The 13258-nt window shown below is 36.0% G+C and carries 9 protein-coding genes and 1 pseudogene; 9 read left to right on the top strand and 1 reads right to left on the bottom strand.

Annotated features, from left to right (window positions below; all coding sequences use genetic code 11):
* Nucleotides 1–13 precede the first annotated feature (13 nt).
* From EAG08_RS11750 to msrA, 9 genes and pseudogenes are all read left to right on the top strand, one after another.
* The gene (locus tag EAG08_RS11750; RefSeq protein WP_129535597.1) at nt 14–235 is read left to right on the top strand and encodes a DUF2795 domain-containing protein; all 222 of its coding nucleotides are present in this window, start codon (nt 14–16) and stop codon (nt 233–235) included.
* Between the two features lie 113 nt (nt 236–348).
* Nucleotides 349–3420: a preprotein translocase subunit SecA gene (gene secA / locus EAG08_RS11745; protein ID WP_129535596.1), complete on the top strand. Its 3072-nt coding sequence runs from the start codon at nt 349–351 to the stop codon at nt 3418–3420.
* Between the two features lie 154 nt (nt 3421–3574).
* The gene (locus tag EAG08_RS11740) at nt 3575–5773 is read left to right on the top strand and encodes a TonB-dependent siderophore receptor (RefSeq protein ID WP_164998563.1); all 2199 of its coding nucleotides are present in this window, start codon (nt 3575–3577) and stop codon (nt 5771–5773) included.
* A gap of 18 nt (nt 5774–5791) precedes the next feature.
* Complete coding sequence (locus EAG08_RS11735) at nt 5792–7012, top strand: PepSY-associated TM helix domain-containing protein (RefSeq protein ID WP_228446538.1); 1221 nt, start codon at nt 5792–5794, stop codon at nt 7010–7012.
* Between the two features lie 2 nt (nt 7013–7014).
* Nucleotides 7015–8226 carry a TonB-dependent receptor plug domain-containing protein gene (locus tag EAG08_RS22115; protein WP_228446537.1) on the top strand — a complete coding sequence of 404 codons (1212 nt, stop codon included), beginning with the start codon at nt 7015–7017 and terminating at the stop codon, nt 8224–8226.
* Between the two features lie 29 nt (nt 8227–8255).
* Nucleotides 8256–9131 carry a TonB-dependent receptor domain-containing protein gene (locus EAG08_RS22110; RefSeq protein ID WP_262696732.1) on the top strand — a complete coding sequence of 292 codons (876 nt, stop codon included), beginning with the start codon at nt 8256–8258 and terminating at the stop codon, nt 9129–9131.
* Nucleotides 9132–9182: 51 nt separating this feature from the next.
* Nucleotides 9183–10391: a PepSY-associated TM helix domain-containing protein gene (locus tag EAG08_RS11725; RefSeq protein WP_129535594.1), complete on the top strand. Its 1209-nt coding sequence runs from the start codon at nt 9183–9185 to the stop codon at nt 10389–10391.
* Nucleotides 10392–10476: 85 nt separating this feature from the next.
* A complete protein-coding gene (locus EAG08_RS11720; RefSeq protein ID WP_129535593.1) occupies nt 10477–11445 on the top strand; it encodes an ROK family protein in 969 nt (322 codons plus the stop codon).
* Nucleotides 11446–11671: 226 nt separating this feature from the next.
* Nucleotides 11672–12228, top strand: a pseudogene (msrA, locus tag EAG08_RS11715) (peptide-methionine (S)-S-oxide reductase MsrA).
* A gap of 31 nt (nt 12229–12259) precedes the next feature.
* Here msrA and EAG08_RS11710 read toward each other — a convergent pair.
* The gene (locus tag EAG08_RS11710; RefSeq protein ID WP_129535592.1) at nt 12260–13102 is read right to left on the bottom strand and encodes a hypothetical protein; all 843 of its coding nucleotides are present in this window, start codon (nt 13100–13102) and stop codon (nt 12260–12262) included.
* Nucleotides 13103–13258 lie beyond the last annotated feature (156 nt).

The raw sequence follows: 13258 nt of genomic DNA, 5'->3' as shown, positions 1-13258 counted from the left end.
AAAAATAAAAATTATGTACTGGACATTAGAATTAGCTTCATACCTAAGCGACGCACCTTGGCCGATGACAAAGGCAGAACTTATCGACTACGCAATCAGAACTGGTGCACCCATGGAAGTTGTAGAAAACCTTCAGGCTATTGAAGACGAAGGAGAGGTTTACGACGCTATTGATGAAATATGGGCCGACTATCCTACGGACGAAGATTATCTTTGGAACGAGGACGAATATTAATAAAAGCATTAGGCTTTAGGCAATACGCTTAAAGCTTTTTCAATAATAACATACACCATCGAGTGTAATTTAATACGCTTAAAGCCTGAGGTTTTGAGCTTAAAACAAATTCTATGAGTTTTTTAAATAAAGTTCTTAAAGGGTTTTTGGGAGACAAAAAAGCGCAGGACCTAAAAGAAGTAAAAAAAGTTGTAACAAAAATCAAATCTGTTGAACCAGCCATCGGAGAATTATCTGATGACGGTTTAAGAGAAAAGACCGCTGAATTTAAATCTAAAATTAAAGAAGCGACCAATACGATTACAACTCAGATAGAAGAAATCAAAGAGCAGATCAAAAACTCAAAAAACGTTGATGAAAAAGAGGCTCTTTTCTCTAAAATAGAAGCTTTGAAAAAAGATTCTTATGAGATTGAAGAAAAAGTTCTTTTACAGGTTCTACCGGAAGCTTTTGCGTTGATCAAAGAAACATCTAGAAGATGGGCTCAAAACGGAGAAATCCGTGTAACGGCTACAGATTTGGATAAAGAACTTGCTGCAACTAAAGATTTCGTTGAAATTCAAGGAAATGAAGCAGTTTGGAAAAACTCATGGAATGCAGCCGGAACTACTATTTTGTGGGATATGGTGCATTACGATACTCAGTTTATCGGTGGTGTGATTCTTCACAGTGGTAAAATTGCTGAGATGGCAACAGGTGAAGGTAAAACTTTGGTAGGTACACTTCCTATTTACTTAAACGCACTTCCGGAAAGAGGCGTACACGTAGTAACGGTAAATGATTATTTGGCGAAACGTGACTCCGCTTGGATGGGACCTTTGTACCAATTCCACGGAATGTCTATCGACTGTATCGATAATCACCAACCGAACTCAGACGGAAGAAGAAAAGCATACAACTCAGATATTACTTACGGAACGAATAACGAATTCGGTTTCGATTATCTGAGAGATAACATGGTGGCTTCACCTTCAGAATTGGTACAGAGAGAATTGAACTTTGCAATTGTGGATGAGGTTGACTCAGTTTTGGTGGATGACGCAAGAACTCCTTTGATTATTTCTGGTCCGGTTCCTCAGGGAGACAGACAAGAATTTGATGTTCTTAAACCTTCTATTGACAGAATTGTTGAAGTTCAGAAAAAAACCGTTTCTGCAATTTTCAATGAAGCAAAAAAATTAATCGCTGCTGGTAAGACTAAAGAAGGAGGATTCAAATTACTTCAAGCTTACAGAGGTTTACCAAAAAACAGACAGTTAATTAAATTTTTATCAGAAAGCGGAAACCGTGCATTGCTTCAAAAAACTGAAGCTCAATACATGGCTGACAACAACCGTGATATGCCGATTGTAGATCAGGATCTTTACTTCGTAATTGAAGAAAAAAACAATCAGGTTGATTTGACAGATAAAGGTGTTGAATATATGTCTCAAGGAAATGAAGACAATAACTTCTTCGTTCTTCCGGACATTGGAACTGAGATTGCTGAAGTAGAGGCTAAAAATTTATCTAAAGAAGAGGAATTCGAAGCTAAAGAAAAACTATTCTCTGATTTTGCCGAAAAATCTGAGCGTGTTCACACGATGAGCCAATTGTTGAAAGCCTACACATTATTTGAAAAAGATGATGAATATGTAGTGATCGATGGTGAAGTAAAAATCGTTGATGAGCAGACAGGTCGTATCATGGAAGGAAGACGTTATTCTGACGGTCTTCACCAGGCGATTGAAGCTAAAGAAAGTGTAAAAATCGAAGCGGCTACTCAGACATTTGCAACGGTTACTCTTCAAAACTACTTCCGTATGTACAACAAACTTGCGGGGATGACGGGTACAGCAGAAACTGAAGCTGGAGAACTTTGGCAGATTTACAAATTAGACGTGGTGGTAATCCCTACCAACCGTCCGATTCAGAGAAATGACAGACAAGATTTGGTTTTCAAAACCAACAGAGAAAAATACAATGCAGTAATTGAAGAAATTGAAAATCTAACATCAGCCGGAAGACCAGTATTGGTTGGGACGACTTCAGTTGAGATTTCTCAGTTGCTTTCAAAAGCACTTCAGTTAAGAAAAATTCAGCACCAGGTTTTGAATGCTAAACTTCACAAGAAGGAAGCAGAAATCGTTGCCGGAGCGGGTCAGCCAGGAGTTGTAACCATTGCAACCAACATGGCGGGTCGTGGTACCGATATTAAGCTTTCGAAAGAAGTAAAAGAATCTGGTGGTTTAGCGATCATCGGAACAGAAAGACACGATTCAAGACGTGTTGACAGACAGTTAAGAGGTAGAGCAGGACGTCAGGGAGATCCTGGGAGTTCGCAGTTCTATGTTTCTTTGGAAGACAACTTAATGCGTTTATTCGGTTCTGAAAGAATTGCTAAAATGATGGACAGAATGGGTCATAAAGATGGTGAAGTGATTCAGCATTCTATGATTTCTAAGTCTATCGAGAGAGCTCAGAAAAAAGTAGAAGAAAACAACTTCGGAACAAGAAAGAGACTTCTTGAGTACGATGATGTGATGAATAAGCAGCGTGATGTAATTTACAAGAGAAGAAAGAATGCTTTGTTCGGTGATCACTTGAAGTACGATATCACCAACATGATTTTTGATGTTTCAAATTCTATTGTGGCTAAAGGTAAAGCTACCGGAAACTTTAAAGATTTTGAATTTGAAGTGATTAAAAACTTCACAATGGAATCTCCGGTTTCTGAAAATGATTTTAAATCTAAACAAATTCCTGAACTGACAGATCTTCTTTTCAAAGCAGCTCAGGCTGACTATGATATGAAGCTAAATCTTCTGAAAGAAAAATCATTCCCGATTATTGAGAATGTTTATCAGAATCAGGGTTCAATGTTTAAAATGATCCAGGTTCCTTTCACAGACGGAGTTAAAACTTTAACGATTGTTACAGATTTGAAAGAAGCTCACGACACCAACTGTGACAGCTTAATCAATGATTTCGAAAAGAACATCACATTATCAATCATCGATGAAAACTGGAAACTTCACCTTCGTGAAATGGATGATTTGAGAAAATCTTCTCAAGGAGCTGTGTACGAACAAAAAGATCCATTGGTCATCTACAAACAGGAATCTTTCCATTTGTTCAGCGAAATGGTTGACAAAATGAACAAAGAAATTATTTCATTCTTATACAGAGGAGAAATTCCCGCATAAGAGACAATTACAGATATGATAAAAAACCGCTTCAATTGAAGCGGTTTTTTTGTTATTTAATGAATAGCACATCTAAAGAAACATGACAAATGTCAATTTTTACAATTTATTTAGAATAATTAAAAACAATATATTTGCCAAAAATAATTCTTTCATGAAAAAGCTACTGGTTTGCGCATCATTGTTGGGTTCAATGATAACGTTTGCACAAGAAAAAGACACCATTAAATCTAATGATATTGAAGAAGTTGTAGTAAACGGAAAATACTACAAAAAATATGTGGAAAAAGAGGGGTCATCTTCTCTTAGATTAGATGAGGAGCTTATCAAAATCCCTCAAAACATCTCAATCATTACCAATAGAGCTTTGGAAGATCAGCAAGTTACAACTTTGAGTGATGGCGTTCTTAGAAACGTTGCTGGAGCTCAGAGATTAGAACATTGGGGAGATATGTATACGAGAGTAAACATGAGAGGATCCAGAGCTGCAGCATTTATGAATGGAGTGAATGTAACTTCAAACTGGGGACCTTTAAGCGAAGACATGTCTTTCGTTGATCATATCGAATTTATTAAAGGGCCATCAGGGTTTTTAATGTCAAACGGAGAGCCAAGTGGTATTTACAATATTGTGACTAAAAAACCAACAGGAAATGCTTTAAACGGAAGCGCTAGAGTGACCCTTGGAAGCTTCAATATGTACAGAGGCGAAACAGATATCGATACAAAGATTACTGATAAAGTAGCTTTCAGATTAAATTTAATGGCTCAGAACAAAAACAGTTTCAGGGACTACGAGTTTAATGACAGATACATCATCAACCCATCAATTAAAGTAAATCTTTCTGACAAAACTACTTTAACTGCAGAATACATTTATCAGAAAGCAAAAATGTCTGAAGTAGGTTCTGCATACGTTTTCAGCTTTGACGGATACGCTACAAGACCTGTAGAATATACTTCCACAGATTCTGGACTTGCCCCAACTAAAGTTGACAATAATACGGTAAACGTAAATCTACAACATAAATTTAACGAAAACTGGAAGCTAACTTCTCAATTAACTTACGTTAATGAATATACAATGGGAAGTAACCTTTGGCCAAGCAGTTTCGAGGGTAATTATATGATCCGTCGTCTAGGATATTGGGAAGGTGATAATACCATGAAGTTCGGACAAGTTTTCTTAAATGGATATGCGAAAACTGGCGTTGTTTCTCACAAAATTTTAGCAGGATTAGACTTGGGAAGCAAAAAATATATGGCAGATTGGAGCCAAGGATATAACCTTGATAAGTACAATAAAACTGATGATTATACTTTGCCCGCAGATCATAAATATTGGTATAATCTAAACACCAACAACTACGACATAAACGGAACAGGAACTTACTACGGTCCAAATAATACCACAGCATACCTTCCTTTTGATGGCACTACAAAACCTCTTTCTGTAAGAGCTGGCGCAGGAAGTACTTTGGAGCAGAACTATACTGGTCTATATTTACAAGACGAATTAGGATTTTTTGATGATAAATTGAGGGTAACACTTGCAGCTCGTTACACAACCGTTAAAGAAAACAGCTATGGGACAAAATCTGAAGCTGACAAAATTACTCCACGTGTTGGTATTAGCTATTCTATCGATGAATCAATGTCTGTTTACGGTTTATATGATCAGGCATTCGTTCCTCAGGCAGCAATTTTCAGAGACGGAAGTACAGTAAAACCAATCACCGGAAACAATATGGAAATTGGTCTGAAAAAAGATTGGTTCGGAGGAAAATGGAATACAACATTATCTGCCTACAACATTATAAAAAATAACGCTACAATAGGCGATCCTACAAACAGCCCAATCGAACAATTCTCAATTCTACTTGGAAAAACAAGAGTACAAGGTGTAGAATTTGATCTTAAAGGGGAAATCACAAAAGGATTCAACGCAATTTTCAACTATGCGTTTACAGAAAACAAAATAACAGAATCGAATGATCCTGTTGGTAATCCTGAAGGGAAAAGAGTTCCCGGATACGCAAAACATACAGCGAATGGATGGCTAAATTACACATTTACAGATAGTGTTTTAGAAGGATTCGGATTAAGCTTCGGTGGAACTTATCTTGCTGATAGAAGCAGCTGGGATTGGGGAGGAACTAACACTCAGCAAATGAATGATTATGTAAAATTTGATGCTGGTGCATCTTGGGAAAACACAAAATTCAGAGTTGGTTTGAATATATTTAATGTATTCAACAGATACCTGTATTCAGGATCTCCTTACGGTAACTACTATTATTACCAAGCTGAAGCTCCAAGAAACTTTAGATTATCAATAGGATATAAATTTTAAATAATTAAAAGCTAGCCAATGGCTAGCTTTTTTTATATGAAGAAGAAGCATCATCATAAAAAGAAACCTTCGTTTATAAAAAAATGGTCTGCTAAACTGCATTTGTGGTTTGGTTTATCTGTTGGGATTATAGTATTCATCATTTCTTTGACAGGGACGATGTATGTTTTTAAAGATGAGATTCAGAGTCAGCTCAGGAAAGATGCGATTTACGTTAAGAAAGAATCTATCATTGCAGAGCCTTTGTCTATTGAAGTACTTCGTGATAAAGTTTCGTTAGAGGTTAATGAAAAATATCAGATTAGCTCTGTGGAGATTCCTTTAGATAAAAATAAATCTTACGAATTTCTATACTACGAAAAAGACAAAAAAGCCTGGAATTATTTTGATGAAGTGAAAATCAACAAATTAGTTTATATGAACCAATACACCGGAGAAATTCTGGGGATTTATAATGAAAAATATGACCTCTTCCCTATTTTAAAATCCATTCATTGGAGCTTATTATTAAAAGCTGATTGGGGAAAATATGTAGTAGGAATTCCGGTTGTCTTGTTTATCATTATGCTTATTACGGGAATCGTTCTCTGGTGGCCAAAAAATAAGAAAATGATAAAAGGTCGTTTTTCATTCGACTGGAAAAACGTAAAAACCTGGAAACGTAAAAACTATGATCTTCATAATGTTTTAGGATTTTATGCTTCATTTATTGCTTTAATCATGAGCCTTTCCGGAATTTATTTCGCATATCCCTGGGTGAAAAATGCATTCAATTTTACATTATCCGGAACGATTGATTTGCCTAAAGAAAAGGAAGCTAAATCTCCTGATTCACTTTTAGCAAAAAACAATTCAGTTTTTGACCTTACAGCAAAGGAGACCCGAAAATTATATTCAAGTTCATCAAGTTTCAGAATTCCGTTAAACGGAAAAAATAAAAAAGGAAAAGATTTAAAAAATATTCCAGTGACTGTTTATGGTGAAGAAGGAAAATTTGCCATCAGAAATCAGTTAGCATTTGATAAATATTCAGGAAAACTCCTGTCTAATAAACCTCATCAGGAACTTACTACTGCAGAAAAATATGCCTATGCCAATTATGACATTCACACAGGATCCTATTTCGGATTCATAGGAAAGATTATTTGGTTTATTGCAGGGCTGATCTGCACATCATTGCCCGTAACGGGATTTTTAATATGGCTGGGGAAACAAAAGAAAAAAGGAATTAAAGCGTAATCATGAAGAAAATCATTTTATCTGTAGCATCTTTAGCTACTATCACAACATTTGCTCAACAAAAAGATTCTTTACAAGTTAAAGACGTAGACGAAGTGGTCATGACAGCTTCCAGAAAAAGCGAAAACATCAAAGAAATACCAAGTTCAGTTACGATTGTCGGCGAAAAGCAGATTCAGTCGCAATTAACGGTTAACTCAGATATTACAAGTATTTTACAATATACGGTTCCGAGTTTGGCGACAAGTTCAGGACAGACTTCAAATACCGGACAAACATTGAGAGGACGCCAGGTTTTGGTTTTAATTGATGGAATTCCGCAATCTACACCGCTTAGAAACGGAGCGAGAGATTTAAGAGTAATTGATCCTACCGTTATCGAAAGAATTGAAGTGATCAAAGGTGCTTCATCAATCTATGGAAACGGTGCAGACGGTGGAATTATCAATTACATTACTAGAAAAAGCAAATCAGATAAAAAGATTTCCGGAATTTCCCAAGTTGGAATTACCGGACAGCCTTACGGAGGAACTCTTGGGGTGAGAGCTAGTCAGTTTTTATCCGGAAAAATCACAGATAAATTCGATTATGTGGCTTCTTTCGCTTACGAAAGAACAGGCTATATGAAAGATGCAGATGGCATCAATTTAAGTCCCACGTACAGTCCTGCAAAAATGGATAACTACAACGGAATGTTGAAATTAGGCTATAATTTTAATGAAAATCAAAGGATTGAAGCGTCTTACATTGGTTACGCTTCAAAATCTGATCTTAATTTAGGTTTAAAAACAGGAAAATATGGCCAAATTCCAACGATTGGGGAAGGCGAAAGCAAAAACTTAGAAACAACACCGCAGGGAACACCAAGAAATCACAATTTTAAAATCAGCTACGACAATAAGAATATATTTTGGAACACCTCACTCAATCTCAACCTTTATCTGCAGGATTTCAGAACAGTTTACGGATATAGTGATACTTTCTTGAACGGAGGTCAGTCTAATGTTATTTCCAATAAAAAAGGAGCAAGACTTAACTTGGATACTCAATTGTGGAATGCTAAAAATTCTCAGGGAGAAGTAATTTATGGAGTGGATATCCTGAATGACCAAACCGTTCAGAAACTAGAAGATGGCCGTTACTGGACTCCCGATATGGATATGACCAACATAGCCCCTTTCCTATTGGTGAAAATTGATTTACTAAAAAATTAACGATCAAAGGAGGACTTCGCTATGAAAACATGAAAGTAAAAGTAGGTGATTTTGACACTCTTTCATCACTAAAAGCCGACGGAACTTTTACCAAAAGTATTTTTGTGAAAGGTGGAGAACTCGAATACAATGCATTAGTAGCCAATCTTGGACTCCGTTATAATATCAACCCGATGATTAATCTTTTCGGAAGTTTTTCACAGGCTTATTCTATTAACGAGTTGGGAAGAATTTTAAGAACCTCAACTTCCGATACGATTACCAAGCTCGAAACCAAACCAATCATTGTCAACAACTACGAATTGGGAGCAACAGGGCAAATTACCAAATGGTTAAATTATGAAGTAACTTCTTACGTAAGTACATCAAAATTAGGAGCTACATTCATCCAAAGTCCAGACAGAGCTTTAACAATCCAGAGATCTCCCGAAGTGGTGTATGGTGTGGAAGGATTTTTACATTTCACTCCTGCAAAATGGATCAATTTCGGAGGAAGCTACAGCTGGATGGAAGGAATTACTTCTGTAAAAGATGACGGAGATTATTCAACAAAAATTAATAACAGCAGAATTTCTGCACCGAAAGTTCTCGCGTATGTTCAGGTAAGACCTACTGAAAAATTATCTATCGGAGTGGATATGCTTAATGCTTTCAGGCAAAATAGATTTGACCCAAATGCAAAAACAGGATTGTATGTTTATGGCGAAGGTGAAGTACCCGGCTACACTGTTTTCAACTTTAAATCGAGCTATGATGTTAACCAAAACTGGAAAGTATCTTTAGGAGTAGAAAATGTGTTCAACAAAATGTACCAGCCTGCAATTGCGTGGTGGGCAGCAAGAGACGCAGACTTCACGAATTCATTAGGGATGCGTGGAACGTTCATGGTTGAATACAGATTTTAATTAATCTAAATAAAAATAGAAAATCTTATATTTGCACAACTTTAGAAATTCATGAAGAAAAAACATCACCACAAAAATAAACCAAGCCTTTTCAAAAAATGGACAGGGAAACTGCATTTATGGTTCGGATTGGGAATCGGATTTCTGATTTTCATTATCTCAATTACCGGTGCTTTGTATGTGTTCAAAGACGAGGTCGAAAACTTTACCAGAAAAGAGGTTATCTATCATAACGAACAAAATATTGATCAGAAACAAATCCTTCCAATCAGAGTTTTAGAAAAATCGGTGGTGGCACAGGTGAAAGAAAAATATCCCGTGCATTGGGTCAATATTCCGATTGATAAAAAGATGTCTTACCAGTTTTATTGGTATGAGCACAATCCGAAAGCATGGAATTATTTTGAAGAATTTCCTATTTACAAGGTGGCTTACGTCAATCCATACAACGGAAAAGTTCTACAGACTTACGACGAGAAAAATGGCTTTTTCCAGATTGTAAAAATGATTCACTGGAGTTATTTACTAAAACAGGAATGGGGAACTTACGTCGTAGGAATCCCGGTGATTATCTTTGTCATTATGCTGATTTCAGGGATTATCTTATGGTGGCCAAAAAACAAAGCAGCCAGAAAACAACGTTTTTCATTCAAATGGCAAAATGTAAAAAGCTGGAAAAGAAAAAACTACGACCTTCACAATGTTTTAGGTTTTTACGCATCCATATTTGCTTTAATATTTTCTCTGACAGGTTTATTCTATGCTTTTTTTGTTGTTCAGGCAGCATTTTATTTTATCTTTTCAGGTGGAAGTACGGCTTATCCAGACTTTACATCGATTAAAACAAAAGCACCGATTGAGTTGAGAACCGAAGAAACTTTAGACAAAATCAGCAATACGGTAAAAGCAAAATATCCTGAATCTTTCGGCTTTGCAATCGATTTAGGACATCCCCACATGGATGATCATGAGCATCCGAACTTTGAGGTTTATGTAAAACACCTCTCCTATTCTTATCACAAAAGCAGCAGTTTGATTTTTGATGAGAACTCAGGTGAACTTTTGCATACCCACGATATGAAAGACAAAAATTTTGGTGAAAAAACTGTGGGAGCCAATTATGATATTCACGTGGGATCAATCTTAGGTTTACCTACTAAAATTATTGCCTTTATTGTAAGCTTAATTTGTGCTTCATTACCTGTAACCGGATTCTTAGTTTGGTGGGGAAGAAGAAAAAAGACGAAAAAGGCCATTTGATTATTTTTAAATAAAAGTTGAGCTAAATCATTATTAATACAATCTTTTTTATAAATTTATTGCCTCGAAATTATACAATAAGAAAATGTCAGTAGTAGATTTGTCAAAACAGGTTGCATTAGGTATCGATATCGGTGGAACCAATACTAAATTTGGTTTAGTAAATCACAGAGGCCAGATTTTAGCAAAAGGTTCACTTCCCACCGATCAGTATGATACGCCGGAAGCATTTATCGATGCATTGCATGAAAAAATTCAACCGTTGATCGATGAGCATGGAGTAGAAAAAATGATAGAAGGAATCGGTGTAGGAGCGCCTAACGCAAACTATTACAGAGGAACCATCGAGCAGGCCCCTAACCTTCCATGGAAAGGCGTGATTCAGTTTGCAGACTTAATGACTGAAAAATTCGGACAGCCTTGCAAAATGACCAATGATGCCAACGCTGCAGCTTTAGGTGAAATGATGTACGGCGCTGCAAGAGGCATGAAAGATTTCATCATGATTACCTTAGGAACAGGCGTTGGAAGCGGAATTGTTTCTAGCGGACATTTAATTTACGGTCATGACGGTTTTGCAGGAGAATTGGGTCACACCATCGTAAAGCCAGGCGGAAGAAAACACTGGAGCACCGGCTCTGAAGGAAGCCTTGAAGCATATGCATCTGCAACAGGTATTGCCATTACTGCAAAAAAAATGAGAGCAGAATTCCCAGAATCTATGCTGAATCAATATCCTGAAGACACCATCAATTCTAAAACAGTTCACGAATGTGCTTTAAAAGGTGATCCCGTAGCCATAGAAGTTTTCAGATATACCGGTCAGAAATTGGGTGAAGCTTTGGCAAATTTTGTCATGTTCTCTTCACCAGAAGCAATTTTGCTATTCGGAGGGGTAATCAAAGCAGGAGATTTTATTTTAAAACCTGCAAAACTTCACATGGAAAGAAATCTTTTACCTATTTTCAGAAACAAAGTAAGATTGGTTTTCAGTGAATTGGATGAAGCAGATGCTGCCATTTTAGGAGCAAGCGCTTTGGTTTGGGAAAAATAATTCAAACAAATAAAATATATCAGGCATTCTCTTTTGAGGATGCTTTTTTGTTTTCAATATTTAAATGATTCTCATTGGTGATTATTTGTGATATCTATTAGTGAAATTTGTGTTTAGATATTGCATTTAAATCAAATTTGATTCAATTTTTCTTATTTTTGATGAGTTTTTAATCAACCTAAAATAGGTATGAGAATGAACGACTTAAACAAACAATCAATTTAAAATGGATAAAAATAATTTACAGCAAATTACTTTCGGAGGCGGATGTTTCTGGTGTGTTGAAAGCTGTTTTAATATGTTAAAAGGTGTAGAGTCTGCAATTTCAGGATATTCTGGGGGCATAAAGACAATCCGACTTATGAAGAAATTTGTACAGGAGAAACGGGACACGCAGAAGTAGTACAAATTACTTATGATCCGGCAATTATTTCTTATGATCAGTTGATGGATGTATTTTTCTTCCTTCACGATCCTACTCAGCTTAACAGACAGGGAAATGATATTGGAACTCAATACCGTTCAGTCATTTTCTATAAAGATGATGCAGAAAAACAAAGAGCAGAAAACGCCATCAAAGAATCTGAAGCATCAGAAAAATGGTCAGGAAAATACGTGACAGAATTGGCGGCATTTGAAAAATTCTGGCCAGCAGAACAGTATCATCAAGGATATTACCATGTCAACCCAAATCAACCTTACTGCAGCGCGGTAGTTGGTCCAAAAATTCAAAAGTTCAAAAAACATTTCGGAGAACTGGGAATGTTGACAGATTCAGAATAAATAAGAAAGCGGAGAGAAATCTTCGCTTTTTTTATTGCTCTACTTCCTCTTCCATAACTCCAGCATATTTATCAATAATATATTCTGTGGCTTTTCTTAATTCTCTCCCATTATTAGGATCTACTCCATCATTTGTAAAAAATTCCACTACCCCATTATATTTTGAATACCAAACTTTTCCGTAAGCATTTTCCACTGTCAAAGTATCTTTTCTTTCAATTCTTTTCAAATACTTCAATTGTATCGTATCAAGTGGTATAACATTGTGTTGTGGATTTTTGTCGTCACAATAAGCCAATCGGTATTCATTTTCTGCCCAATACATACATTCTTCTTTCTTTGCAACTTCTGATCCTCCAAAAATACCCAAACGCATTATATTTTCGTCTTTTCCAAATTTACCAGAACCAAAACTACTTGTTCCCGTAATCAAAAGCAATACAAAAACTAACTCCACAATTCCGAAACCATTCTGCTTCATAAATTCTGGCATTTTGAAATTCTGTTCGTTGGTAATAAAAATATTGATGATTTTGTCAGTTAAAGAAGTATCATTTTCATCCACACTTATTTTTACTGTTGTTTTGTTTGCATCATCTTCTTTTTTCACAAAAGTTCTGGAAAAATCAGAGAAGTCTTTGTAACCTAAATATTGACTCAACTTATTCAAAGTATCAGAGTCTATATTTATTTCTTTATTATCTCTAATAAATGCGTCGTAATATCTGATAAAAGTTTTATCTGAAATACTTGGTGAAAAATGATCATCAAAATAAGACCATAAATAAGCCGCTATTCCACTCTTTGCATCTTTCCCCGATTCTCTTTCTCCTTGCTTAAATACCTCATCGATTAATAGTTTTCTTTTGGACATAATTAGTTTTTAAGAGCATTACAAAATAGGTGATTTCCAACCACACTTCACTACGGTTTTCCGTAATCAAATCCTGTCCATTTATTGTCCATCGATGTCTATGTTTTGTCTAACACTGGCGTTACCTTTTGTTGCAAATTTGCTAAAGAAATCAGT

The sequence above is a fragment of the Chryseobacterium sp. 3008163 genome (genome assembly GCF_003669035.1).
GTDB lineage: Bacteria > Bacteroidota > Bacteroidia > Flavobacteriales > Weeksellaceae > Chryseobacterium.
This window is presented reverse-complemented; position numbering and strand designations above follow the sequence as displayed.